Origin of the sequence: Microbacterium sp. NPDC087591 (genome assembly GCF_044743625.1) — a bacterium.
GTDB lineage: Bacteria > Actinomycetota > Actinomycetes > Actinomycetales > Microbacteriaceae > Microbacterium.
In genome coordinates this window covers 204,292-229,391 of record NZ_JBIUWU010000002.1, presented here as the reverse complement: position 1 = coordinate 229,391, position 25,100 = coordinate 204,292, and the positions used below count along the sequence as shown (strand labels likewise).

Genomic DNA, 25,100 nt, shown 5'->3' with positions numbered 1-25,100 from the left:
GCTACCCGGCGAGTCCGAGCCCACGCGCGATGATCAGCAGCTGGACCTCGGTCGTGCCTTCGCCGATCTCGAGGATCTTCGAATCGCGGTAGTGGCGGGCCACCGGGAACTCGTTCATGAACCCGTTGCCGCCGAAGATCTGCGTGGCGTCGCGGGCATTGTCCATCGCCGCTTCGCCCGCCACGAGCTTGGCGATCGCGGCCTGCTCGGCGAAGGGCCGCCCCGCGTCGCGAAGTCGTGCGGCATGGTGCCAGGCGAGTCGCGCCGTGTGCACGCGGGCGCGCATCCGGGCGAGCGTGAACTGGGCATTCTGCCGGGTGCTCAGCGCACTGCCGAAGATCGTGCGGCTCTTGGCATACTCGACGGATGCCTCCAGACACCCCTCGGCCGCGCCGGTCGCCAACGCGGCGATCGCGATGCGGCCCTCGTCGAGGATGCTGAGGAAGTTCCGGAACCCGGTCCCGCGTGCGCCCAGGAGGTTCGCGGCAGGCACTCGTGCACCGTCGAAGGTGAGCGGATGCGTGTCGGAGGCGTTCCAGCCGACCTTGTCGTACGGAGCCTCGACCGTGAACCCCGGGGTGCCGTTGGGGACGATGATCGTGGAGATCTCCTTACGCCCACCCTCGTCGCCGGTCACCGCGGTGACGGTCACGAAGCGCGTGATCGCGGTGCCGGAGTTCGTGATGAACTGTTTCGACCCGTCGATCACCCATTCCTCACCGTCGAGTCGGGCCGTGGTGCGCGTTGCCCCGGCATCGCTTCCTGCCTCCGGCTCTGTGAGTCCGAAACCGGCGAGAGCGCGACCGGCGAGCAGATCGGGCAGCAACGTCTGCTTCTGCTCCTCGGTGCCGAATCGGTACACCGGCATGGCCCCCAGGCTCACGCCCGCCTCGAGGGTGATCGCGATGGACTGGTCGACGCGTCCGAGCGCCTCGATCGCGATAGCGAGCGCCATGTAGTCGCCGCCCTGTCCGCCGTACTCCTCCGGGAACGGCAGACCGAACAGGCCGAGGTCGCCCATCTGACCCACGACGTCCATCGAGAGCGTGTGGGTGCGATCGGCCTCGTACGACTGCGGCGCGACGACCTGATCGGCGAACTCGCGCACCATCCCGGCGAGCTCGCGCTCCTCCTCGGTCAGCTCTTCCATCATCGACTCTCCTCCGTCATCACACGGGCGACCGCTTGATCGCGACGCACCTGTTCTCCGACCGCGACCAGGAGGTGCACGGTTCCGTCCTGGGGGGCGAGCACCTGGTGCTCCATCTTCATCGCCTCGATCGAGACGAGCGGTGTTCCCGCTGTGACCGTCGCCCCGTCTTCGACATGCACAGCGACGACACTCCCCGGCATGGGGGCACGCCCCTCCGGACCGCCCCCTCCGCTCTCCGCCCGCGAGGCGGACAGTCGGCGGCGCGTCATCGCACGCCGATCGAGCGGACGCAGACGAGAGGTGATCCCATCCTGAGCGACCCAGACCGCTCCCTCGCCGTCGACAGCGGCCCGCGCGGTCCCCCGAGAGCGGCGGTCACCGACTTCCACGCTGAGCAGTTCGTCATCATCGGTGACGAAGTGCGGCTGCGGACGCTCGACAGCCGGCGCGCCCGAGCGCCATCCGGGCAGTTCGCGCCAGAGTGCGCTCGTCCTGACCGGTTCCGATGCGGCGTGCACCACCTCGGCGGCGGCACTGAGCATCGCCGCGGTGGGCGGCGCCGCGGTGACCGGGAGCAGTGTCTCGATCAGTCCGGTGTCCAGATCCCCGGCGACGACGCGTTCGTTGCGACAGAGGCGGCGCAGGAAGGCGATGTTGGTGTCGACCCCGAGAACGACGGTGCGCGACAAAGCGGAGTCGAGGAGCGCCAGCGCGGTCGCCCGGTCGTCGGCGGTGGCGATGACCTTCGCGATCATCGGATCGTAGAACCCGGTGACCTCGCTCCCCGTCTCGATCGCGGCATCCACTCGCACGCCGGCCGGCGGGTCGAAGCGCAGGATCATCCCCGTGGACGGCAGGAAGCCGCGCTCCGGAGACTCCGCGTAGACGCGCGCCTCGACGGCATGTCCGTGCACGGACGGCACGATGTCGAGCGGCAGTCCGGCCGCCATTCGGAGCTGGAGCGCGACGAGGTCGAGGCCGGTGACCTGCTCGGTGACCGGATGCTCGACCTGCAGGCGGGTGTTCATCTCGATGAAGAACACCTCGTCCGGTGCGTCCGCGTCGACGAGGAACTCCACCGTTCCCGCTCCGACGTACGAGACGCTCTCGGCCGCGCGCACGGCCGTCTCGAGCAGGCGGTCCCTGGTGCCCGCGCCCAGCCCCGCGGACGGGGCCTCTTCGATGACCTTCTGATGCCGTCGCTGCAGCGTGCACTCGCGCTCGCCGAGGGCGAGGACCGTGCCCTGGCGATCACCGAACACCTGAACCTCGATGTGGCGGGGACGCCGGATGAGCCGTTCGAGGATCAGCGCGTCATCGCCGAACGATGCCGATGCGACCCGACGAGCCGATGCGAGAGCGGTCGCGAGACCTTCGGCACTCGTGACGACCTCCATGCCTTTGCCACCGCCACCGGCACTGGGCTTGACCAGCAGAGGGTAGCCGACGCGCTCGGCCTCGGCCGCGATCTGCACGTCCGACAGTCCGGATGCATCGAACCCGGGGACCACGGGGACGCCGTGCTGCACGACGTGCTCACGCGCCCTGGCCTTGTCGCCCATCACCTCGAGCGCCAGGACGTCGGGACCGATGAACACGATGTCCGCCGCGGCGCAGGCCTGCGCCAGACCGACGCTCTCCGACAGGAAGCCGTAGCCGGGGTGGATGGCCTGCGCACCGGTGCTCTTCGCTGCGTCGACGACGGCGGAGATGTTCAAGTAGGACTCCGAGGCCGGAGCGGGACCGATGCGCACCGCGACATCGGCCTCGCGAACATGAGGCGCCGTCGCATCGGCGTCGCTGTAGACCGCGACGCTGCGGATGCCGAGCGCGCGCAGCGTGCGGATCACGCGCCGCGCGATCTCGCCCCGGTTCGCGACGAGAACGGTGTGGAACAGGTGGTCGGTCATCTCTCTCACATCCGGAAGACGCCGAAGCGCGGTTCGGGCAACGGGGTGCGCGCGACCACATCGAGCGCGAGCCCGAGCAGATCGCGCGTCTGCGCGGGGTCGACGATCCCGTCGTCCCAGAGGCGGGCGGTGGCGTAATAGGGCTCGCCCTGCACCTCGTACTGTTCGCGGATCGGCTCCTCGAACGCACTCCGCTCCTGAGCGGACCACTCCTCGCCGCGCGCGGCGAGCTGATCCTCCTTGACCGTGGCGAGCACGGACGCCGCCTGCGGGCCGCCCATCACAGAGATCCGACTCGCAGGCCAGGTCCACAGGAACCGCGGCGAGTACGCCCGGCCGCACATCGAGTAGTTCCCGGCGCCGAATGAGCCGCCGATGATCACGGTCAGCTTGGGCACTCTGGTGCTCGCCACCGCGGTGACCATCTTGGCGCCGTCCTTCGCGATGCCGCCGGCCTCGGCCTCCGAACCGACCATGAAGCCGGTGATGTTCTGCAGGAACAGCAGCGGGATGCCGCGCTGGTCGCTCAGCTCGATGAAGTGGGCGCCCTTCTGCGCCGATTCACTGAACAGCACACCGTTGTTGGCGATGATGCCGATGGGATGCCCGTGGAGTCGGGCGAATCCGGTGACGAGAGTCGTGCCGTACTCGGCCTTGAACTCGCGGAAGCTGTCGGCGTCGACGAGCCGGCTGATGACCTCATGGACGTCGTACGCGGCATTCACATCGACGGGGACCACGTCGTACAGCGACGATCGCTCCTCGGGTTCCCGACTGTCGATGATCTCCCACGCCGGCTCCGCGGGCGGAGGCAGCGTGGCGACGATGTCTCTGAGGATCTCGAGCGCGTGCTCGTCGTCCTCTGCCAGATGATCGACCACTCCGCTGCGCCGGGCGTGGAGCTCTCCGCCGCCCAGCTCCTCCGCCGTGACGATCTCCCCGATCGCCGCCTTGACCAGCGGAGGTCCGCCGAGGAAGATCGTGCCCTGTCCGCGCACGATGACCGTCTCATCGCTCATCGCCGGTACGTAGGCGCCCCCGGCCGTGCAGGATCCGAGGACGGCGGCGAGCTGAGGGATGCCCTGCGCCGACATGTTCGCCTGGTTGAAGAAGATGCGTCCGAAGTGGTCCCGGTCGGGGAACACCTCGTCCTGTCGAGGGAGGAAGGCCCCGCCCGAGTCCACGAGATACAGGCACGGCAGCCGGTTCTCCCTGGCGATCTCCTGCGCGCGCAGGTGCTTCTTGACGGTCATCGGGTAGTACGTGCCGCCCTTGACGGTGGCGTCGTTGCAGACGACCATCACGTGGCGACCGTGCACCAGGCCGATGCCGGCGATCACACCCGCTCCCGGCGCCTCTCCCCCGTACAGGCCGTCCGCGGCGAGAGGTGCGACCTCGAGGAACGGGCTGCCCTCGTCGAGCAGTCGGGCGACGCGTTCGCGCGGCAGCAGCTTTCCACGGGCGACGTGACGTTCGCGGGAGGCGGCCGGTCCTCCCAGCGCCGCCGTCGCGAGACGATCGCGCAGCGCTTGCGCCAGAGATTCCTGGGTGGCGGGCATCGTGAAGTCCTCCTCGACCCACGTCACGAAGCGACCCACGGTGGCGCTCCGCGTGCTGATTCGGTTAGTGTTCACTAACCCGTACATTCAGGTTAGCGAGGATTAACTGGAATGACAACCCCGACGACTGCTCGAGATCGCGCCAAAGCCGAGCGCTCCGATGCGATCCTCCATGAAGCCGCGCGGCTCTTCGCCGTGGGCGGGTACAACGGCGTCAGTCTCGAGGACATCGGCGCTGCCGTCGGCGTCTCCGGTCCCGCCGTCTACCGGCACTTCGCCGGAAAGCAGGCGCTCCTCGGTGCCGTGCTCGTCAAGGTGAGCAACGACCTCGTCGCCGGAGGAACACGCGTCGCCGAGGCGCCCGCAGAGCCGGAAGAGCGGATGCGGGCACTGATCCGCTTCCACGTGGACTTCGCTCTCGGCAACGCTGAGGTCATCCAGGTGCAGGACCGAGACGTCGCCCATCTGTCCGACGAGGACCGCGCCGCAGTGCGACGGCTGCAGCGCACCTACATCGGCGTCTGGATCGACGCGCTCGCTCCCCTCCTGCCCGCCACGCCGGAAGAGCTGCGACTGCGCGTTCAAGCGTGCTTCGGCCTGATCAACTCGACGCCCCACAGCACGCGGGCCACCACCAGACAGCAGACCGCCACCGCGACCGTGCTGGCCGCGATGGCGGATGCCGCGTTGCGCGCCCCTACCTGAGAAGCATCGCCCGCCCGGGCTGCTCCAGCACGTCGGCGACGTCCTTGAGGAAGCGCGCACCTTCCGCCCCGTCGACGAGACGGTGGTCGAAGGACAGGCTCAGAGTCATCACCTGACGCAGCGCGATCTCTCCGCGGTGCTCCCAGGGCTGACGACGCACAGCTCCCACGGCGAGGATCCCGGACTGCCCCGGCGGCAGGATCGGTGTTCCCGCATCGACCCCGAAGACCCCGATGTTCGAGATCGAGAAGGTGCCGCCGAGCAGTTCCGCCGGGGATGTCCTACCCGCACGAGCGGTCTCGGCGAGACTTCTGAGCGCCTCGCTCAGCTCGACGAGCGACAGACGGTCCGCGTCGCGGATGTTCGGCACGATGAGGCCGCGCTCGGTGGCGGCTGCGATGCCCAGATCGACGTAGTGATACTGGACGATCTCACCGGCGGCCTCGTCCCAGTGCGCGTTGAGCCCGGGAGTGCGTCCCAGAGCGAGACAGACGACCTTCGCGATCACAGCGAGCAGACCGATGCGATGGGCGGAGAGCACCCGGTCCTCGCGGAGACCGGCGAGCAGATCCATCGTCTCGGTGACATCGACCGTGTGGAACACCGTCACGTGCGGTGCCGTGAAGGCACTGGCCACCATGGCTGCCGCCGTGTGCTTTCGCACTCCGCGGATCGGGATCCTCGTCTCGCGCTCGTGCGTCCTCTCGTCCGAGCCGAGTGCGGCGGGCGATGCAGGGACACCGGAACCGTCGCGCGCCGGCATCGATGCGTCGCTTCGGCCGGCACCTGTGCGCTCGGCGTAGGCATCCACGTCGTTGCGGGTGATCAGGCGGTCGCCGACGGCAGCGGCGACGAGCACGAGGTCGATCCCGAGGCGCTTGGCGTGGGCACGCACGGGAGGCGTCGATCGCGGCCGCTCGATCACGTGCTCGGCAGTGGCGGAAGGCGCAGCGTCGTGCGGCGCCGCTTCGAGCACCGCAGTGTCGGCGGCGGCGGTGGCACCGGAGATGCGGCGCGCTCGACGAGCCGGACGGGCGTTGGTCGACGGCGCTGCGCCGTACCCGACCAGGTTCGGCTGCGCCTTCTCCTCGACGATCGGCTCTGGCGCGTCGTCATCCTCCCCCTCGACGTCGAACGCGATGAGGGGAGCTCCGACGGCGATCGTCTCCCCCGCATCTGCGTGCAGCGTCGACACGGTGCCCGCATACGGTGACGGCAGTTCGACGACGGCCTTGGCGGTCTCGACCTCGGCGAGCGTCTGATTCAGCGTGACAGCGTCACCGGGCGCCACCAGCCACTGGACGACCTCCGCCTCCGTGAGACCCTCCCCGAGATCGGGCAGTCGGAACTCGGCGATCATGCGTCCACCTCCGTGAGGCTGTGGGGCCGATCGAGCACACGATCGACCGCGTCGAGCAGGCGATCGAGGTCGGGCAGGTGGAACTTCTCCAGCTTCGCGGGCGGGTACGGGATGTCGTGCCCCGTGACACGCAGCGGCGCTGACTCGAGGTACTCGAAGCAGCGCTCCGTGATGCTCGCGATCACCTCGGCGGCGACACCGGCCTCTCGCGAAGCCTCGTGGGCGACCACGACGCGACCGGTCTTGCGCACGGATGCCGCAACGGAGTCGTAGTCGACGGGTGAGAGGGAGCGCAGATCGATGACCTCGATCGACACGCCCTCGTCCTCTGCGGCTTCTGCCGCCTGCAGGGCGGTGCCCACCATCGCACCGTACGTGATGAGCGAGACGTCGCGACCGGCGCGCACCACGCTCGCCAGTCCCATCGGCGGCGCATCCGCCAGAGACGCGTCCAGATCGACCTCGCCCTTGTGGTGGTACAGCCGCTTCGGCTCGAAGAAGATCACCGGGTCATCGGAAGCGATCGCCTGGCGCAGACTCCGGTAGGCGTCGGCGGGATTCGACACCGCGACGACCCTCAGACCCGCGGTGTGGACGAAGTAGGCCTCGGGCGACTCGGAGTGGTGCTCGGCGGCACCGATCCCTCCGGCCCACGGGATGCGGATCGTGATCGGCATCCTCACCCGTCCCTGGGTGCGGTAGTGGAGTTTGGCGACCTGGGCGACGATCTGATCGAACGCCGGATAGACGAAACCGTCGAACTGGATCTCCACGACCGGCCGGTAGCCGCGGAAGGCCAGCCCCACCGCAGTGCCGACGATTCCGGACTCCGCCAGCGGAGTGTCGATCACTCGCTGAGCACCGAACTCGTCGAGCAGTCCGTCGGTGATGCGGAACACGCCGCCGAGCTTTCCGATGTCCTCCCCGAGCAGCACGACCTTCTCGTCATCCTGCATCGCCCGACGCAGACCGGCGCCGAGGGCCTTGCCCAGGGTCATCTCCGCCATGGTCACGCCTCGCTCTCGAAGCTCGCCAGATACGCGGCGTACTCGTCGCGCTGGCGGTCCAATCCCGCATGCGGCTCGGCGTACACGCCGTCGAAGACCGCGAGGGGCGCACGGGTCACCATGCCCAGGCAGGCTGCGCGCATGTCCTTGGCGACGACGTCGGCGGCCGACTGGATCTCCGCGAGATGCGCCTCGTCGAGCTCGCCGATGCTGCGCAGGTGCGCATCGAGGCGCGCGATCGGGTCGCGACGGCGCCACTCCTCCAGCTCCGCCTCGTCGCGGTAGCGGGTGGGATCATCCGCCGTCGTGTGCGGACCCATCCGATACGTGACCGCCTCGATGTAGGCGGGTCCCTTGCCGGACCTGGCATGCGCGAGCGCCCAGCGCATCGCCGCCATGCAGGCCAGCACGTCGTTGCCGTCCACACGCAGGCTCGGGATGCCGAAACCGGGCGCACGCCCCGCGATCGGGTACTGCGACTGCACCGCGACCGGCTCGGAGATCGCCCAATGGTTGTTCTGGCACACGAAGACGACCGGCGCCTGGTAGGACGCGGCGAAGATCATCGCCTCGTTGACGTCGCCTTGGCTGGTCGCGCCGTCACCGAAGTAGGTCACCGCGACCTCATCTGCGCCGTCATGGCGGATGCCGAGCGCATAGCCGACGGCGTGCAGGGTCTGGGCGCCGATGATGATCTGCAACGGAGCGACGCGCAGCGCAGCCGGGTCGTGCCCTGCACCCTCCTCGCCGCGCCACATCCGCACGAAATCCCCCGGCTGCGCGCCACGGGCGTAGATGACACCGGTCTCGCGATAGCTCGGGAAGACATAGTCCCGGGGAGCCAGGGCACGCGCGGTGCCGATCTGCGTCGCCTCCTGCCCCTGACACGGTGCCCAGAGTCCGAGCTGCCCCTGTCGCTGCAGAGCCACGCCCTCCGCATCGATGCGACGGAGGATCACCATGTCGCGCAGAAGCGCGCGCAGCTGTGACGCGTCGACGTCCGCGACGAAGCGGTCGAGATCCGGGTGCGCGATGCGCGTTCCGTCGGGAGCAAGAAGGCGCTCGGTGAGTTCCAGGTCCTGTGCCGAATCGGCGATGGGCGTGATCTGCGGTGACATCATCGTCCTCCAAGTCTCAGCGGCCCCGAAGGGCTGTGCACGCGGCACCCGGCATCATCACCGGCATGGTCTGAGCGTACGTCTGCTCAACACCTCGCTCAAGCAATGGAAGTGCGCTTGAGCATGTTGCTCAATATCGACGGATCGCGCCCTGCTAAGGTTTGGCACTATGCCTGGACTGGACCGTATCGATCTCGAGCTTCTCGCCGCACTGGCCGACGATCCCCGCATCACGATCGTGGCTCTCGCGGAGAATCTCGGCCTCTCCCGCAACACGATCCAGGCCCGGATGGCCCGCTTGGAGCAGACCGGGATCTTCCTCTCGTACGAGCGCTCGTTCGCGCCGGAGGTGCTCGGGTTCCCGCTGCAGGCCTTCGTCAGCATCGGCGTGCGTCAGACGGAGCTTCCGCGCATCATCAACGAGCTCGCACGCATCCCCGAAGTCGTGCAGGCGCACGGACTGAGCGGATCGATCGATCTACTCGCGCGCGTGGCCTGCCGCGACGCGCGTCATCTGTTCGACACGGATGCGAGGATCCTCTCGATCGAAGGAGTCGAGCGCACCGAGACCTCGCTCGCGATGGGCGAGGTCATCCCCTTCCGGGTGGCCGGGCTCATCGGCCTCGCGCGACGGGAATCCTGAGGAATCGACGGATCGCGCCGGCGGCTTCCGCCGGCGTCTCGTAATGGATCAGGTGCCCGACGTGCGCGATCTCCACGAGTGAGGCGTTGGGGAACAGCGTGGCGAGCGTGCGCTCCGCCTCGATCGGGGTGATGTCATCCCTCTCGGCGGCGACGAGCAGCGTGGGAACATCGATCGTCGGAGCGAACTCCCGCACGTCGTGCGAGACGCTCGCGACGAACGCGTCTCGCAGTACATCACGGTCGGAGAACCGCGAGAAATATGTGTCGTGCTGGTCGTGGATGAAGCGGCGCAGCTCGGGATCGGTGGTCTTCGCCATCGTGATGCTCATCACTCGCACGATCACGCGATTGCGCAGCAGGGCGGTGCCGAGGCGTTCAGGCAGCCGAGCGCCGAGCGCGTAGTAGAGCACGGCGAGCCGCGTCATCAGCCCCTTCGGACCTTCCAGCGCCGGGGCGCCGATCGGGTTCAGCAGGATCAGGCGCGGTGTCTGCAGACCACCGGCGACCGCCGCCGCCGTGACGATGGAGCCGAAGGAGTGGCCGAGGATGACCGCTCCTGGTGCCACCTTCGCGGCGAACTCCGTCAGCCAGGCGGCGTAGGCATCGAGATCGTGCGTTCGGGCCGGCAGCGGCGCTGTCTCGCCGAACCCCGGCAGATCGGGAGCGATCACCCGCGCCTCGGGGAGGAAGGCCAGCACGGATTCGAGACCATGGTGCTCGCCCCGGAATCCGTGCACGGCGATCACGGTCGTCTCCGCTTCCTGCGGCCCGTACACCCAGTACGCCGTCACACCGTCGGCGACCTCGACCTCATGCCGCTCGACAGGCAGTCGGCTGAGACGGTCGGCGTAGGGGGAAGGCACGGTCATGCTCCGAGTCTACGGAGTCGCCGTGTGCCTTCCGATGGATGTCGGCGGCTCGTCCTACCGTGAGGACATGCCGACCGCACCCGACCTCCCCGCCTGGCTCACGCGTGTCGGCGTCTTCGATCTCGAGACCACGGGTGTCGACGTCGCATCGGATCGGGTCGTGACCGCGCACGTCGGAGTACTCGACGCGAACGGACGACAGATCGCCGCGCGTTCCTGGCTCGCCGATCCCGGCATCCCGATCCCGGAGGGCGCGACCGCCGTCCACGGCATCACGACCATGCACGCCCGCGCGCACGGTCGTCCGGCTGCGGAAGTTGTCGGCGAAGTGACCGCGGCACTGCGCTCGCTCCTGGCCCAGGGCGTGCCCGTGGTGGCCTACAACGCCTCGTACGACTTCTCGTTGCTCGCGCACGAGGCGGTGCGACACGGCATCGAGCCGCTCGCCGATCCCGCACCGATCATCGACCCGCTCGTGATCGACAAGGCCTACGACCGCTACCGCCGAGGAAAGCGCACCCTCGAGGTGGTCGCCGCGCACTACGCGGTGCCGCTCGACGGCGCACATGAGGCCTGCGCCGATGCGATCGCCGCCGGACGCGTCGCGCAGGCACTCGCGCGGCAGTTCGTGCTGCCGCAGTCGCTCACCGAATTGCACACCCGACAGGTCGGCTGGGCCCGCTCTCAGGCCGAGAGTCTCACCGAGTACTTCATCAGCATCGGACGCCTCGAGCCCGAGGAGACGCTCGACGGCACATGGCCCGTACGACCGCACGCCTCGGCGCCGCAACCGAGGCGGCCGAGCTGACACCACGGCGGATACCCGTTCGCCCCCGGTGCGGCAACCGGCGACGTGTCAGTCGTCCGCGCCCTCAGAACGATGTCGCAGCTCCCTGGCCTCCGCGACCTCCTCGCTCGATCGACGGTTCTTCGACTTGATCTGCGTGTCGTCGCGCAGCGGAAGCTGCACGCGGAACTCCGCCGGCTCACCCGCCCTGAGCTCACGAGCGCGCTCGACTGCCGCATCGAACTCGACCCCGAGCATGAGCGCCAGGTTCGCGATCCACATCCACAGCAGGAAGATGATCGCACCGGCGAGCGGTCCGTAGACACGGTCGTAGTCCACGATGTTCGACACATACAGGCTGAACAGCGCGCTGGCGACGATCAGCACCAGGATCGCGATCCCCGCGCCGAGGCTCACCCAGCGGAACTTCACATGCCGGACGTTCGGCGCCCTGTCGTAGAGGAAGGCGACCGCCGCGATCACGATCGCGGCGAGAAGCGGCCAGCGGAGGATCTGCCAGGCGATGAGCACGGAGTCACCGAGCGAGAGCGCGTCGCCGATCGCGCGTGCGACCGGTTCGGAGAGTGCGAGCAGAGCAGCAACGGCCAGCACGGCGACGAAGAGCAGCACGCTGACCGCGAGCTGCATGAGCTTGAGCGCCCATCCCCGCCGGCCCTCCTCCACGTCGTAGACCCGGTTCATCCCTCTCCCGAGCACGGCGATGTAGCGCGCGCCGGCCCAGATCGTGAGCGCGAGGCCGGTCAGGAGCGCGAGACCCGCGATCGAGGACTCCGCGAGCATGTCGACGACCGAGGCCAGCCCTTTCGCGACCTCCGGCGAGGCGACGGCGCGCGACACCTCGAGGACGAGCGTGACCGTCTCCGATTCCTTGCCGAGCAGGCTGACGACGGAGACGACAACCATGATCGCCGGGATGAGCGCGAGAACGGCGTGGAACGTCAGTCCGGCGGCGATATCCCCGGCTCCATCTGCTCCGAACTTGCGGATCACGCTGCGAGCGACGAACCTCCAGGATCGGGCGTCGAGGTCGTTCGGCGATGGCTCTTCCGCGGCGGCTGTCTCAGTCATGCGCTGCCGAGCCCCTGGGGACGTCGATGGAGTCCCGCTCGACGACCGGCATGGGGATGAGGTGCTCTCCTTCAGCAGCCCCCGACAACAGGAGCTCGACGGCCGCGCGGCCCATCGCCTCGTGAGGTAGTGCCACCGTGGTCAGCCCCGGTCGCAGATAGGCGGCGAGCTCGTCGTTGTCGAACGAGACGATCGACACGTCGGAGGGCACTGACAGGCCGGCCTCGGCAAGAGCCTGGTACGCGCCGAACGCCAGGCGGTCGTTCATGCAGAGGAGAGCCCTCACGCGTACTCCGGCCTCCAGGAGCTTCTTCGTCGCGGCGTAGCCGGTCTCCGGTTCCCAGAGCCAGATGGACTCCTCTGCAACGAAATCGATCCCGCGCTCCGCCATCGCCGCTCGGATCCCCGCCACGCGGCGAGCGACGGTCGCAGACCGGAAGACGTCGTGTTCCGCTGCGTCGCTCTGGCCGATCAGCGCGATACCCGAGTCGTGTCCGGCTCGCGTCAGGAGTTCGACCGCCATTCTTCCGCCCGTCTCCTCATCAGGTAGGACCGCCACCTGATGACGAGGATTCGTGGCATTGAGCATGACGACGGGGGTGTCCTGTGGAACAGGTGGGATGAACAACTCGCGTGCACGCATCGTCGCGAACACGATCCCGTCGACCTGTCGGTCGAGGACAGCGGCGATGGCCTCCGCCTCGCGGTGGGGCTCGCCCCCCGTCTCGAGCACGAGCATGACATGCCCCGCGGCCTCTGCAGCTTCGAGAGCACCTTTGATCAGTCCGCTGGCGAAGCGCGTGGTCGCGACGACGTCCGATATGAATCCGATCGTGTGCGTCTTGTCCGTGCGCAGGCCGCGCGCAGCCACGTTCGGACGATACCCCAGCGCCTCCGCGGCAGCGATGACCCGGTCGTGGGCGTCCTGCGACAGTCGCGTGTCCGGACGCCCGTTGAGGATCATGGAGGCCGCGGTCGTGGACAGGCCGGCCATCTTCGCCACATCCGCCAGCGTCACGCGCTTCTTCGACATCACAACATCCCTCCAAGCTCTTGAGGGTATCGGCCGCAGAGGCGGGACACCTACTTGACAAAGTGATGGTCCGATCGAGAAGATGACTTTGCTAAATCCATTCAGCACGATCCAGCTCCCCCGCTCACGCATGTCCCGAACGGTGTCCGGCGGTGGCGGCTGATGGATCTCGCACCCTGCACCGCACCTGGACAAAGGAGTCACTCGATGGCAATCTCTCGCCCCAGCGGACGTCGTATCCGCAGCGGAATCGGCCTCACCGCCGCCGCACTCACCGCGGCCGTCGCGATCACGGGCTGCGCGCCCGGGGGAAGCACGACGGCGAAGCCCGCCGCGACCACCGACGTCAGCACGGAACTCACGACCGATGAAGTCACCTTGACGATCGCCGACGAGACGGGCTTCCCGGTCACGGATGAGCTGGCGGCGGAGTTCACGAAGCAACACCCCAACATCACCTTCAACGTCACACGCGACACGTTCGCGAATCTGACCGCGAATGCGCCGAAGCTCCTCGCCAGCGACACGCCGCCGGATCTGATCCGGCTCCCCACCATCGGCGACACGGTGCGTGATGGCTTGCTCGCCAACCTCGATCCCTATTTCGACGCGTACGGCTGGGACACCTGGTCGGAGTCGCAGTTGGCAGCGCTCCGGGTGAACGACGAGGGAGTGCGAGGCTCAGGGTCGCTCTACCAGTTGGGACTCGGATACAGCATCACCGGGATCTACATGAACCTCGATCTCGCCGCGCAGCTCGGGATCGACGCGCCGCCCGCGACGCTCGCAGAGCTGGAGGAGGACTTCGCCGCGGCGAAGGACGCCGGCATCCTGCCGATCATGGCGGGAGACAAGGATGGCGTCGTCAACTTCGTCGTGCAGGCCGCGATGAACCAGTACGCGGATAAGGACGAGTTCTCCGACTGGATCTACAACGTGCCCGGGGCCACGTACGACACGCCAGGCAACGTGAAGGGCGCAGAGCTCGTGAAGAAGTGGGCCGACGCCGGCTACTTCCCCAGCGACCTCAACGCGATCGACTACGCGTCGTTCGTGAGCCGGTTCCAGGCAGGAGAAGCGCTCTTCACCTTCAACGGCAACTGGGCAGCCGCCGACACGCAGGCGAAGATGGGCGACGGCGTCGACTTCTTCCTCGTCCCGCCCGCCGAGGAAGGCGGGAAGCACGTCGCGATGGGTGCGGCGAACTCGTTCTCCGTCGCCGCGGGGTCGAAGCACCTCAACGAGATCGTGTACTTCCTCAACTGGATCCACACCGATCCCGCCGCACGCCAGATCATCGTCGACGTGACCGGAGCATCCCCTGGAGGCGATCCCGCGCAGGAGATGCCCACGGTCGAAGAGGGATCCCTCATCGAGGATGCTCTCGCGATGGCGGCGCAGGTCGGTGCTGACGACGGCCAGATCGACTTCATGGCGAACTCGACGGCCGGCATCTATGCGGGCTCCATCATTCCCGAGTCCCAGCTGCTGCTCACGGGGAAGATCTCCGGCCAGGAGTTCGTCACTCGCGTCCAGGCCTTCTACGAGCAGGAGCTCGCGGGCTGATCATGACCGATTCCCCCTCTCCTCGTCGGGCTGCCGCCCGTTCGGCAGCCCGACGAGGCATCCTGACGAGCTGGCTCTTCGTCGCCCCTGCGCTCCTCGCCTACATCGGCTTCGTCATCTATCCGCTCATCAGCGGCGTCCAGTACTCGTTCTACCGCTGGAACGGAGTCGGACCGTCCGAGTGGATCGGCTTCGCGAACTACGTTCGGGTCTTCACGGACGCGACGTTGCTCGGCTCGATCGCCAACGCATTCATCCTGATCGCGTACTTCACGGTGATCCCCGTCGCGGCCGGACTCATGTTGGCGACGCTGATCCGCTCGATGAAGCCCGGCTTCTTCTCGAGCGCATCGCAGACGATCCTGTTCCTCCCGCAGATCATCCCGCTCGCGGCCGCCGGCATCGCTTGGTCCTGGATGTATGCGCAGACCGGTGCAGTCAACCAGATCCTCAATGCTGTCGGCCTCGGCGTCCTCGCACGCCCGTGGCTCGGCGACTTCCAGACCGCGCTGCCCGCGGTCGGCCTGATCGGCTCCTGGGTGCTGACGGGACTGTGCACCGTGCTGTTCCTCACCGGCATCGGCAAGATCGACCAGTCGCTCTATGAAGCAGTACGGCTGGACGGCGCGAGCTGGTGGCGGGAGTTCTTCACGATCACGATTCCCGGCCTCCGCCAGGAGATCGCGGTGCTCGTGACACTCACCGTCATCGCCGCGCTGAGCAGCTTCGACATCATCTACACCACCACGCTCGGCGGCCCGGGGCGCGCGACTCTCGTTCCCGGCATCTCGATCTATCGCATCGGCTTCACGCAGAGTGACGTCGGTCTCGCATCAGCGTTCGGAATCGTCCTGATGCTGCTCGTGCTCGCGTGCGTGCTCCCCATCCAGCGTCTGGCGAGAGTGAGAGACCGTTGATCGTCAACAAATCGGAAGTGATCATCGGCCGGGTCATCCTGGTCCTGGTCCTGATCCTCACACTCATCCCGCTCGCGAACATGTTCTCGGCGGCGCTGCAGCCGGCCGACGAGAACCCCACCGGCCTCACGTGGCCGTCCGACCCGCAATGGGGCAACTTCGCGCAAGCATTCGAGACCGGCCATGTCTTCCAGCTCATGGGGTCGAGCCTGTTCATCGTGGCATTCGTCGTGCCGATCAGCCTGGTCATCGCGACGCTGGCGGGATACGCACTCGGCAACCTGCGGATGAAGGGCGGACGATTCGTCTTCGTCTTCCTGCTCCTCGGCCTGACCATTCCGTTCGAAGCGTTGATCATCCCGCTCTACTACCAGATCCAGAGCCTGGGGCTTCTGAACACGCAGTGGGCCATCATCCTGCCGTTGATCGGTCTATACATGCCCTTCAGCGTGATCTGGATGCGTGCGCACTTCGTCGGCGTTCCTCCCGAGCTCTCCGAGGCGGCTCGCGTCGATGGTGCCACGACCCTGCAGGAGTTCATGCGGATCCAGCTTCCGCTGGCCCGCCCCGCGCTCTCGGCGCTCGCGATCCTGCTGTTCCTCTGGACCTGGAATCAGTTCCTGCTTCCGGTGGTTCTCGTCGCTGATCCCCTCAACCGCACGGTCGCCGGTGCCCTGACCTTCTTCCAGGGCCAGTACTCATCGAGCATCCCGCTCCTGAACGCCGGCGCCCTCTTGATCATCGTCCCCACGATCATCGTGTTCGTGGTGTTCCAGCGGCAATTCATCCAGGCGCTCCTCCAGGGCGCGGTCAAGGGCTGAACCCGCCCCTCCCCAGAGGGTCTCGGCGCCCCGACACCCTCTCCTATCGAAGCGGATCCACTGTGACCTTCACTCTTCCTGCCCATTGGGTGTGGGACTTCTGGCTCGCGGATGACGGCGACCAGTTCCACATGTTCTACCTGCACGCGCCGAAGTCACTCGGCGACCCGCAGCTCAGGCACCGCAATGCGCGTATCGGCCACGCGACCTCTTCCGACCTGAAGCGCTGGACGGACCATGGCGAGGTGCTGCGGCCCGGTCACCCGGAGGACTACGACGGGAGCGCCACCTGGACCGGCTGCGTGGTACGGGACGAGCGGGGAACGTGGACGATGTTCTACACCGGGTCCCGCTTCCTCTCCCCGGACACCAACGCGAACATCGAGACGATCGGAATCGCGACCTCCAGCGATCTGCACTCCTGGACGAAACTGCCCGGACCGGTCAGCCGTGCGGACGACCGGTGGTACGAGACGCTCGGATCATCGGACTGGCCGGAGGAGGCCTGGCGGGATCCGTGGGTGTACCGCGACCCGGACGACGAGCGGTGGCACATGCTCATCACCGCTCGAGCCCCGGACGGAGAGCTCCACGATCGCGGCGTGATCGGGCACGCGATCTCCGACGACCTCGTCACCTGGTCTCCCGCCGCGCCGCTGTCGGCACCCGGAGCCGGCTTCGCGCATCTGGAGGTCCCTCAGATCGTGGAGATCGATGGCCGCCTGGTCCTTCTCTTCTCCTGCGACACGGCCCACCTCGCGTCGCGACGACGGCCGCGTGGTGGGGGCATCTGGAGCGTCGAGATCGATTCGATCCGGGACCCGTTCGCGGTCGAAGGCGCGACGCTCCTGGTGCCGGAGGAGCTCTACAGCGGTCGACTGATCCGAGATCGGACCGGTGCCTGGCAGATGCTCGCCTTTCGTAACACGACAACGGAAGGCGACTTCCTCGGCGTGCTCACCGACCCGATGCCCGTCGGATGGACGGATGACGGCGGCCCGCTCACACTCCTCACGACCCCGGAAGAAGCACATGCGCACTGAGATCCACGGCACCGTCGCAACAGGGTTCGAGAGTGTCCGAGAGGCCTTCTCCTCCGGCTTCGACGACAAGCCCGATATGGGCGCCGCGCTCGCGATCATGCGCGATGGGCGCGTCATCGCCGACCTCTGGGGCGGTGTCTCGGATGAGCGTCAGCGGACACCGTGGTCGCAGGACACCGTGAGCGTGATCTTCTCGTGCACCAAGGGCCTGGTCTCGATCCTGGCGGCCCGACTCGTGCAGGAAGGCCGGCTCGACTACGACGCGCGCGTCTCCCGGTACTGGCCGGAGTTCGCCGCAGCGGGCAAGTCCGAGGTCAGGGTCAAAGACCTTCTGGCTCACCGTTCCGGCGTATCGGCGCCGCGCCTGCCTCTGCGGACCGAGGATCTCCAGGACTGGGAACTCGTCGTCGCCCGTCTCGCTGCGCAGCAGCCGCTGTGGGAGCCGGGCACCGGATACGCGTACCATGCGATCACACACGGATGGCTGATCGGCGAGGTGATCCGCCGTGTGACCGGGCGCACCTTGGGTGAATACTTCGCGGAGCTCGTCGCGACTCCGCGGCGACTCGACGCATGGATCGGGTTGCCTCCCGCGAAGCACACGCGCGTCGCGCACATGCAGGTCGGCTCGACTCTCCGGGCGTTGACGGCGGAGCAGTCCGCCTCCCGCGAGGTCGGCGTCGTGGATTGGAGCGAGCGGGCCATGACGCTCGGAGGAGCGCTTCCCCCTGAGCTGATCGGCCCGGGGCCCGACGACGGGTTCAACTCCCCCGCCATCCAGGCGGCGGAGATACCCGGCGCCGGCGGGATCGCCTCGGCTCGTGCGCTGGCCGGCATCTGGTCGGCGGTGATCTTCGAGCCCCAGGGCGAACGCCTCCTCGATGACGCGACGCTGGCGGCAGCCACCAACGTGCAGAGCGAAGGGCCTCCCGTGTGGGACGTGCCCGGCCCGTGGCCGCGCTGGGGCATGGGCTTCCAGCTCGACTCGGAGGCGCGTCGCTATCTGACTCCGACGTCGTTCGGACATGATGGCGCGGGAGGTCAGGTCGCCTTCGCGGACCCCGCATCGGGAATCGGGTTCGCGTTCCTCACGAATCAGATGGAGGCGATCGACGATGTCCGGGCCACCCGGATCATCGACGCGCTGCGCGACTCGCTGTCGTTGTAGACCCCGGCAGGATCACCGCGGGACGGCCACCGCGCATCGGTCGGCACCATATTCGACCCCGAGCGGCACGGTCTGTTCGATCACCGGCTCGCCGAGCACCCAGGTGACCTTCACAGCATCCCAGCGCGTCGCATCGCCCGAGGGCGGTGCGTGACCCACCAGCAGAAGGACGGCGTGCTCCGCACCCTGTTCGCCGGCGGTCACATGCTGTCCTTCGTCGCGGACGATCCGCTCGATCTCCGCATCGGAGAGCTCGGCAAGGGGAGGAAGACCCGCCAGGACGACCGCCGATGTCACCGACACGTCATCCCGTCCGAACTCCATGGCTCTCGACAACGAACCGCTGAAGAGCGGAGCGAGCTCGACCACGACATACACGTCCGCACCCGTCGGGGTCTCGCTCACCCGGCACTCCCGTGGAACGGTCACGGCCAGCACTCCCTCCGAAGGAGTGAACACGGATCGAACCAGGGCCGCCGCACCGAGGAGCAGGGCCGCACCGACGACGATCATCAGGACGACGGCCACAGTACGCCAGCCGCGACCGATCCGCGCGATGTGAGCGTGCTCGACGACATGCACCCACTGCCGCCCTGCCTGTCCTGACGCACGACCGGCGGCCCCGTTCTCCTGGCTCATGACAGGGAGAACGTCCACCGGTGGACACTCGCGTGGGATCGCGGCGGGCGCAGTCCCGCAGAACCAGCATCCACGCCGACCTCCTCCGAAGACTGTGGTGGGGCGGGTGGGACTTGAACCCACGATCGTCGGGTTATGAGCCCGCTGCCTTGACCAGCTTGGCCACCGCCCCGTGTGTACCCAGCTTATCGGTGGCCAGGGCTCAGACCGGAGCGGCGAGACTGTGGGTCCGGCTGTGCCGCAGATAGATGTCGGCGTTGGCGATGAGACCCTCGCGCTCCTCGTCGCTGAGCGCACGCCGCACCTTCGCGGGGACACCAGCGACGAGCGACCCGGCGGGAACGACGGTACCCCCGAGGACGACCGCGCCCCCGGCGATCAGACACCCTTCTCCGATCACGGCACCGCTGAGGATCACGGCGCCCATGCCGACCAGCGAGCCGTCGCCGATCGTGCATCCGTGCACCACGGCATTGTGCCCGACGGAGACCTTCGCCCCGATGTGCACGGGGTGGCCATCGTCGACGTGGACCGAGACGTTGTCCTGCACGTTGCTGTCGACGCCGACCGTGATCGTCGCCGAATCCGCACGCAGCACGGCGTTGTACCAGACGCTGGCCCCGGCAGACAGAGTCACTGCCCCGATGAGACGAGCGCCGTCGGCGACGAAGGAGTCTTCGGCGATCGACGGAGTGTGCTCTGGAAGGCTGAGGACGGACGCGCCCGCTGCGATGCTCATGAGGCGAGACTATCCTCACGAGGGCGAAAATCCGCGTGTTTCCGCGTGTGTAAGCCGAGCCTCAGCTTGCTTGCGGAATGTCTGAGGCTGAGTAGCGTTGTCTTCATCAGGTACGAGAAGGCACCACGGAGGAGCACAAGATGAGCAAGGCACAGACCGTTTCCACCACCGCCAGCGACCCGACCGTGGCGGCTGCCGCAGCGCAGTTCCTCTCCCCGGTCGTCCTGGGTCTCGAGGCGCTCACCGTCAACGGCAAGCAGGCGCACTGGCACGTCCGTGGCGCGAACTTCATCGGCGTCCACGAGCTGCTGGACACCATCGTCGCCCATGCCGGCGACTTCGCCGACACGGCTGCAGAGCGCATCGTCGCCCTCGGCCTCCCGATCGACGCGCGACTGAGCACCGTCGCCGAGAAGGCCGGCTCCAGCGCCGTGCCCGCCGGTTTCACTCAGTCGGACGAGCTCGTCCGCGCGGTCATCTCCGACATCGACGCGATCCTGGTCGACGTCAAGGCCGCGATCGACGGTCTCGACGAGGTCGACCTCACCAGCCAGGACGTCGCGATCGAGATCATGCGCGGCCTCGAGAAGGACCGCTGGTTCCTCGTGTCGCACATCGCCGCGTAACTCGCGTCTCAGAGAGAAGGGGCACCGGGATTCGTCCCGGTGCCCCTTCTCTCTGCTCGTTCTCCGTGCCCGCTCAGGCGACGTGAGTGATCCGACCGGCGAGGACGGTCGCCGCAACCGGCATGTTCCGCAACTCGGTCGCGGTCGACATCTGCGGATCCAGGCCGGTCAGCACGATGTCTGCTGGCTCACCGGGCCGGATCGACGAGCGCACGCTCGCCTGCAGCGCCCGATCGACGCTCACGCGCTCTTCCGGATGCCACGGCTCCCGATCGTCATCCGTGCGGTGCACCGCGGCGGCGATCGCCTGCCAGGGATCGAGCTCCGCGACGGGAGCGTCCGAACCGAACCGCACCTCGACTCCGGCATCGAGCAGCGACGCAAGGGGATACCCGATCGCCGTCTGCTCCGCCCAGTGCCGTCCGACCAGGTCCCGGTCGTCCAGAGCATGCTGAGGCTGCACACTGGCGACCACGCCGAGACGCGCGAATCGGGCGAGATCGGCGTGACGCACGAGTTGCGCATGTTCGATCGTGCCGGTCGCGCCGCTCACGGTGAACGCGTCGAGCGCGGAGGTGGTCGCCCTGTCGCCGATCGCGTGCACGGCCACGCTCAGCCCCGCGCCGGTCGCCGTCACCAGCGCATCGATCAGGGCGTCGCGAGGCACATTCAGAACCCCGAAGTTCTCCGGGTCCCCCGGGTACGCGTGCGAGCATGCGGCGGTGCGCGTGCCGAGCGAGCCGTCGGAGATGATCTTGAGCGGTCCCACCCGAACGAGTCCACGCCCGGCGGACGGAGCGTCCTCTGACCCGAGGATATCCCCGGTGTGCAGGCCGGCGGCGATCGCCCTGTCCAGGTCGAACGAGTACACAGCGAACTCCACGCGGTGCGCCGCGAACCCGGCTGCGATCCGGCGCGGCCACGCTTCTGCGTTCCACGCCATGTCGAAGTCGACGAGTCCGGTGACACCGCGCGACGCGGCCTGCTCCCCTGCGTGCTGCACCGCACGATCACCGTGTGCGGGGTCGACAGCGTTCAGACGCCGCGAGATCTCGAAAGCGTCCTCCTCGCGAAGGATCCCGTCGGGGCTGCGGAACCCCTCACGCTGGAGAGCTGCGGAGTTCAGCCAGACGCTGTGCACGTCGGCATTGATAAGGTACGTCGGCACACCGCCGGTCGCGGCATCCAGCGTGAACAGATCGGGGGCGTCGCTCCACAGGGCGTCTCGATAGCCGCTGCCGACCCGACGACCGTCGGCCAGCGGCGCGACGTGCGTCATCCGCCGAGCCGCCTCCGCGGCGGATCCGACCTGCCCCAGAGGCTCGCGCTCAGCTGCCAACGCCCACTGCACGGTGTGGACGTGGTTATCCCAGAGCCCGGGCACCGCCCATGCGCCGTCGCCATCGAGCACCTGGCCCTGGGGCCGCAGGCTCCCGGTCGGTGCGATGTCGACGATCTGCCCATCCGCGATCTGGATGTCGACCGGTTCGTCGTCGAGCAGGAAGTCTCGCCCCGGCCCGGCGACGCGCACGGCGCGGATCATCGCGATCGGCTCGCTGGACGGGGATCTCTCACGCATGTTCTCAGCCTCGGTTCGACGGGATCGGTGCAGGTCGCGTCACGCCTGGCAGCGCGGGCACCAGTACAGCTTGCGGGCGCCGATCTCCTCGAGGGCGATCTCGGTACCGCAGACACGGCAGGGCAGGCCCGCGCGATGGTAGACCCAGTGCCGGTCGTCTCTGCTGGCCATCGCGGCGCGGTACTCCTCGGCCGACAGGTCGTCCATCGTCATCATCTGCCCGGTCTCGACACCGATCGCGAGCAGTCGGACCCAGTCCCGCCACAGCGCGCGGACCGTTTCCTCACGGACGTCGCGCCCCGGGGTATGCGGGTTCAGACGCTGTCGGAAGAGCATTTCGGCGCGGTAGACGTTGCCGATACCGCTGACCACCGACTGATCCATCAGCAGGAGCGCGATCGCCGTCTGCTTCTTCGCGACCGCGCGGACGAAGCGCTCTTCGTTCTCGGCAGGGTCGCCGACCAGCGGGTCCGGTCCGAGTTTGGCGACGGTCGCGAGCATCTCTTCCGGTGTCTGCAGCACGCACGCGGTCGGACCGCGCAGATCCGCTGCCGTGATGTCCGTCAGGAGGCGCAGCCGCACCTGTCCGACCACGGGCGGCGGCCACTCCATCCCCTCGTCGACCAGTCCCTTGGTCTGCTCGGACATGCGCACGTGCACGCGCGTACGTCGGGGAGCGCCGATGGATGCGAGCGAGTTCTCCCCCGCATCATCGAGGATCGCCTCGTCCAGATCCGTGCCGCGCTGGTTCGTCTGGCCCATGCGACCGTTCGCGGAGGCGATCGTGGGGTCGACGAGGATCTCGCCCGCGAAGTCCCACGCGCCGTAGAGCCCGAGGTGCACGCGCAGCCACAGGTCGCCCTCGGTCTCGAGGAACATCTGCTTGCCGACCGCCTGCACGCTCACTGCGGCGCGGCCGTCGAGGACGGCGGCGCCCTCGGCGAAGCGTCCCTGCGGACTCGATGCCGACAGCGTCTTGCCGACGAAGTTGCGGTCGAACTGCCGCGCGATCCGATGGACGGAATGGCCCTCGGGCATGTCAGGCCCGAGGATCCGGAAGCAGTGAGCCGTCGCGCTCGAAGTCGGCGATCTGTCCGATGCGGCGCACGTGGCGCTCGTCACCCGAGAACGGGGTGGCGATGAAGCGATCGATCAGCGTGATGACCTCGTCGAAGCTGTGCTGGCGCGCGCCGATCGCGATGACGTTCGCGTCGTTGTGCTCGCGCGCGAGCTCCGCGGTCGACAGGTTCCAGACCAGGGCCGCACGAATCCCCTCGACCTTGTTCGCCGCGATCTGCTCGCCGTTGCCCGAACCGCCGAAGACGATGCCGAGCGCCTCGACGCCGGCAGCCTGGTCGCGCACCACGGCCTGCGCCGCACGGATGCAGAACGCGGGGTAATCGTCGACCGCGTCGTAGACGATCGGGCCGTGATCGACGACATCGTGCCCTGCGGAGCGCAGATGGTCCTGCAGCTGCGTGGAGAAGTCGAGACCGGCGTGATCGGTGGCGATATGGATGCGCATGGCTACCATCCTAGGATCGGTGCGCTCCCCGGACTGTCTCAGGGGACGATGCCGGCGGCGGCGGGCTTGAATCCGGCGCGGACGTTCTCGCAGCAGCCGGGACGGCAGACGTCGAAAGCACCGGGGAGTGCCGTGACGTGCGGCCGCTCCGCGTTCGGAGTCCCCTGCAGACGCTCCTGGATGAGATCGACGATGCCCGCGACGAATGTCGGCGAGATGCCGGGGGTGGGAGTGCGGATGAAGCGGAGCCCCGCCTCTTCCGCGGCCTCCGCCGCTTCTGTGTCGAGGTCCCAGAGCACCTCCATGTGATCGCTCATGAAACCGACGGGTACCACGGCCACAGCCTTGCGACCACGGTCTCCGAGCTCGCCGATCACATCGCAGACATCGGGCTCGAGCCACGGCTGCGACGCGGGGCCGGAACGCGACTGGTACACGAGCTCCCACGACACGTCCGCCGCGGCGGGATTGGACTGTCTCACGCGATCCATCACCCATTCCGCGACGGCGAGGTGCTGAGCCGCGTACGCCCCTCCCTCGCCCCAGTCGATGTCGCGCGCGCCGGAGCGCTCGGCGTCTGCGGTCGGGATGCTGTGGGTGGAGAACAGGATCTGGATATCGGCGGGGGCGACACCCTCGGCGAGGAAGCCCTCGATCGCGTCACGCACGCCGGTCTCGAAGGCGTCGACGAATCCCGGGTGGTCGTAGAAGGGGCGGATCTTGTCGATCGTCACAGTGTCGCCCAGCCCGGTCTCCTCGAGCACCCGCGCGAAGTCCTCGCGATACTGACGGCAGCTCGAGAACGAGCTGTACGCGCTGGTGGCGAAGGCCAGAAGAGTGTTGTGTCCGTGCTGGGACGCTTCGACCACGACCTCTTCGAGGTAGGGGGTCCAGTTCCGGTTGCCCCAGTACACGGGCAGATCGATGCCGCGGCGGGAGAGCTCGGCCTGCAGAGCCTCCTTGAGCACGCGGTTCTGCCCGTTGATCGGGCTGATGCCGCCGAAGTGGCGATAGTGGTGCGACACCTCTTCCAGGCGCTCGTCGGGGATGCCGCGGCCGCGCGTGACGTTGCGCAGGAAGGGGATCACGTCGTCCTGGCCCTCCGGTCCGCCGAAGCCCGCCAGGAGGATTCCGTCGTACGCGACGGGCGTCGTCACGTACGGCTCACCGCTCGCGGAGGCGGCAGAAGCAAAGGGAACGATGTTCGGCTCGATCGCAGTCACGTCTCTATCCTTTCATCTC

At 67.9% G+C, this 25,100-nt stretch carries 24 protein-coding genes and 1 tRNA gene; 9 read left to right on the top strand and 16 right to left on the bottom strand.

All coding sequences use genetic code 11. From position 1 onward, the window contains the following. Position 1: 1 nt before the first annotated feature. From ACIOVG_RS11670 to ACIOVG_RS11660, 3 genes are read right to left on the bottom strand one after another with little or no spacing between them, the layout of a single operon-like run. A complete protein-coding gene (locus ACIOVG_RS11670; protein ID WP_400874757.1) occupies positions 2-1,150 on the bottom strand; it encodes an acyl-CoA dehydrogenase family protein in 1,149 nt (382 codons plus the stop codon). Further along, complete coding sequence (locus ACIOVG_RS11665; protein ID WP_400873338.1) at positions 1,150-3,063, bottom strand: biotin carboxylase N-terminal domain-containing protein; 1,914 nt, start codon at positions 3,061-3,063, stop codon at positions 1,150-1,152. Before ACIOVG_RS11665 ends, ACIOVG_RS11670 begins: the two co-directional genes overlap by 1 nt. 5 nt (positions 3,064-3,068) lie before the next feature. Then, positions 3,069-4,622 carry a carboxyl transferase domain-containing protein gene (locus ACIOVG_RS11660; RefSeq protein WP_400874754.1) on the bottom strand — a complete coding sequence of 518 codons (1,554 nt, stop codon included), beginning with the start codon at positions 4,620-4,622 and terminating at the stop codon, positions 3,069-3,071. Positions 4,623-4,733: 111 nt separating this feature from the next. On the opposite strand from ACIOVG_RS11660, the gene ACIOVG_RS11655 reads away from it, so the two are divergent. Next, a complete protein-coding gene (locus tag ACIOVG_RS11655) occupies positions 4,734-5,327 on the top strand; it encodes a TetR/AcrR family transcriptional regulator (protein ID WP_247630066.1) in 594 nt (197 codons plus the stop codon). Here the strand turns inward: ACIOVG_RS11655 and ACIOVG_RS11650 are convergent. The 3 genes from ACIOVG_RS11650 to pdhA are packed head-to-tail and all read right to left on the bottom strand — an operon-like array spanning position 5,320 to position 8,812. Beyond that, complete coding sequence (locus ACIOVG_RS11650; protein ID WP_400873335.1) at positions 5,320-6,687, bottom strand: dihydrolipoamide acetyltransferase family protein; 1,368 nt, start codon at positions 6,685-6,687, stop codon at positions 5,320-5,322. The genes ACIOVG_RS11655 and ACIOVG_RS11650 overlap by 8 nt on opposite strands. Then, complete coding sequence (locus ACIOVG_RS11645) at positions 6,684-7,694, bottom strand: alpha-ketoacid dehydrogenase subunit beta (RefSeq protein WP_400873332.1); 1,011 nt, start codon at positions 7,692-7,694, stop codon at positions 6,684-6,686. Before ACIOVG_RS11645 ends, ACIOVG_RS11650 begins: the two co-directional genes overlap by 4 nt. A 2-nt stretch (positions 7,695-7,696) precedes the next feature. Next, on the bottom strand, positions 7,697-8,812 hold the full coding sequence (gene pdhA / locus ACIOVG_RS11640; RefSeq protein ID WP_400874751.1) for a pyruvate dehydrogenase (acetyl-transferring) E1 component subunit alpha: 1,116 nt from the start codon (positions 8,810-8,812) through the stop codon (positions 7,697-7,699). A 169-nt stretch (positions 8,813-8,981) separates the two neighbouring features. On the opposite strand from pdhA, the gene ACIOVG_RS11635 reads away from it, so the two are divergent. Further along, complete coding sequence (locus ACIOVG_RS11635) at positions 8,982-9,455, top strand: Lrp/AsnC family transcriptional regulator (protein WP_141872064.1); 474 nt, start codon at positions 8,982-8,984, stop codon at positions 9,453-9,455. On the opposite strand, the gene ACIOVG_RS11630 is transcribed toward ACIOVG_RS11635, so the two are convergent. After that, positions 9,427-10,326 carry an alpha/beta fold hydrolase gene (locus ACIOVG_RS11630; RefSeq protein WP_400873328.1) on the bottom strand — a complete coding sequence of 300 codons (900 nt, stop codon included), beginning with the start codon at positions 10,324-10,326 and terminating at the stop codon, positions 9,427-9,429. The genes ACIOVG_RS11635 and ACIOVG_RS11630 overlap by 29 nt on opposite strands. Before the next feature lie 67 nt (positions 10,327-10,393). On the opposite strand from ACIOVG_RS11630, the gene ACIOVG_RS11625 reads away from it, so the two are divergent. Further along, positions 10,394-11,134, top strand: coding sequence for a 3'-5' exonuclease (locus tag ACIOVG_RS11625; RefSeq protein ID WP_400874749.1), 741 nt, complete (start codon positions 10,394-10,396; stop codon positions 11,132-11,134). Between the two features lie 48 nt (positions 11,135-11,182). Here the strand turns inward: ACIOVG_RS11625 and ACIOVG_RS11620 are convergent, their stop codons facing one another. Both ACIOVG_RS11620 and ACIOVG_RS11615 read right to left on the bottom strand, forming a co-directional pair. Beyond that, positions 11,183-12,202 (bottom strand): YihY/virulence factor BrkB family protein, encoded by a 1,020-nt coding sequence (locus ACIOVG_RS11620; protein ID WP_400873325.1) that lies wholly within the window; start codon positions 12,200-12,202, stop codon positions 11,183-11,185. Further along, positions 12,195-13,235, bottom strand: a complete 1,041-nt coding sequence (locus ACIOVG_RS11615; RefSeq protein ID WP_400873322.1) for a LacI family DNA-binding transcriptional regulator — start codon at positions 13,233-13,235, stop codon at positions 12,195-12,197. Before ACIOVG_RS11615 ends, ACIOVG_RS11620 begins: the two co-directional genes overlap by 8 nt. Before the next feature lie 207 nt (positions 13,236-13,442). Here ACIOVG_RS11615 and ACIOVG_RS11610 point away from each other — a divergent pair, with 207 nt between their 5' ends. The 5 genes from ACIOVG_RS11610 to ACIOVG_RS11590 all read left to right on the top strand — a co-directional run bounded on the left by ACIOVG_RS11610 (position 13,443) and on the right by ACIOVG_RS11590 (position 18,750). Next, positions 13,443-14,801 (top strand): ABC transporter substrate-binding protein, encoded by a 1,359-nt coding sequence (locus ACIOVG_RS11610; RefSeq protein ID WP_400873319.1) that lies wholly within the window; start codon positions 13,443-13,445, stop codon positions 14,799-14,801. A 2-nt stretch (positions 14,802-14,803) separates the two neighbouring features. After that, positions 14,804-15,718: a carbohydrate ABC transporter permease gene (locus ACIOVG_RS11605; protein WP_400873316.1), complete on the top strand. Its 915-nt coding sequence runs from the start codon at positions 14,804-14,806 to the stop codon at positions 15,716-15,718. Further along, positions 15,715-16,539 (top strand): carbohydrate ABC transporter permease, encoded by an 825-nt coding sequence (locus ACIOVG_RS11600; protein ID WP_400873314.1) that lies wholly within the window; start codon positions 15,715-15,717, stop codon positions 16,537-16,539. The genes ACIOVG_RS11605 and ACIOVG_RS11600 overlap by 4 nt, the downstream gene beginning before the upstream one ends. 62 nt (positions 16,540-16,601) lie before the next feature. Beyond that, the gene (locus tag ACIOVG_RS11595) at positions 16,602-17,582 is read left to right on the top strand and encodes a family 43 glycosylhydrolase (RefSeq protein WP_400873311.1); all 981 of its coding nucleotides are present in this window, start codon (positions 16,602-16,604) and stop codon (positions 17,580-17,582) included. Then, positions 17,572-18,750, top strand: a complete 1,179-nt coding sequence (locus ACIOVG_RS11590) for a serine hydrolase domain-containing protein (RefSeq protein ID WP_400873308.1) — start codon at positions 17,572-17,574, stop codon at positions 18,748-18,750. Before ACIOVG_RS11595 ends, ACIOVG_RS11590 begins: the two co-directional genes overlap by 11 nt. 12 nt (positions 18,751-18,762) lie before the next feature. Here ACIOVG_RS11590 and ACIOVG_RS11585 read toward each other — a convergent pair whose 3' ends face one another. The 3 genes from ACIOVG_RS11585 to ACIOVG_RS11575 form a co-directional block, all read right to left on the bottom strand. Continuing rightward, positions 18,763-19,407, bottom strand: coding sequence for a hypothetical protein (locus tag ACIOVG_RS11585; RefSeq protein ID WP_400873305.1), 645 nt, complete (start codon positions 19,405-19,407; stop codon positions 18,763-18,765). Positions 19,408-19,484: 77 nt separating this feature from the next. Beyond that, positions 19,485-19,561 (bottom strand) — tRNA-Ile (locus tag ACIOVG_RS11580). Between the two features lie 30 nt (positions 19,562-19,591). Then, the gene (locus ACIOVG_RS11575; RefSeq protein WP_400873302.1) at positions 19,592-20,128 is read right to left on the bottom strand and encodes a gamma carbonic anhydrase family protein; all 537 of its coding nucleotides are present in this window, start codon (positions 20,126-20,128) and stop codon (positions 19,592-19,594) included. Positions 20,129-20,268: 140 nt separating this feature from the next. Between ACIOVG_RS11575 and ACIOVG_RS11570 the strand changes: the two genes are divergently transcribed. Continuing rightward, the gene (locus tag ACIOVG_RS11570; protein WP_400873300.1) at positions 20,269-20,754 is read left to right on the top strand and encodes a Dps family protein; all 486 of its coding nucleotides are present in this window, start codon (positions 20,269-20,271) and stop codon (positions 20,752-20,754) included. 73 nt (positions 20,755-20,827) lie between these two features. On the opposite strand, the gene ACIOVG_RS11565 is transcribed toward ACIOVG_RS11570, so the two are convergent. Genes ACIOVG_RS11565 through ACIOVG_RS11550 form a run of 4 tightly spaced genes read right to left on the bottom strand, consistent with a single transcriptional unit; the run spans position 20,828 to position 25,081 of the window. Next, positions 20,828-22,333: an amidohydrolase gene (locus ACIOVG_RS11565; RefSeq protein WP_400873297.1), complete on the bottom strand. Its 1,506-nt coding sequence runs from the start codon at positions 22,331-22,333 to the stop codon at positions 20,828-20,830. Between the two features lie 39 nt (positions 22,334-22,372). Next, positions 22,373-23,371, bottom strand: coding sequence for an Fpg/Nei family DNA glycosylase (locus tag ACIOVG_RS11560; RefSeq protein ID WP_400873294.1), 999 nt, complete (start codon positions 23,369-23,371; stop codon positions 22,373-22,375). A gap of 1 nt (position 23,372) precedes the next feature. Further along, entirely contained in the window at positions 23,373-23,858 is a 486-nt protein-coding gene (locus ACIOVG_RS11555; protein ID WP_400873291.1) for a ribose-5-phosphate isomerase, read from the bottom strand. A gap of 38 nt (positions 23,859-23,896) precedes the next feature. Continuing rightward, positions 23,897-25,081, bottom strand: coding sequence for a ferrochelatase (locus ACIOVG_RS11550; protein WP_400873289.1), 1,185 nt, complete (start codon positions 25,079-25,081; stop codon positions 23,897-23,899). Positions 25,082-25,100: the final 19 nt, after the last annotated feature.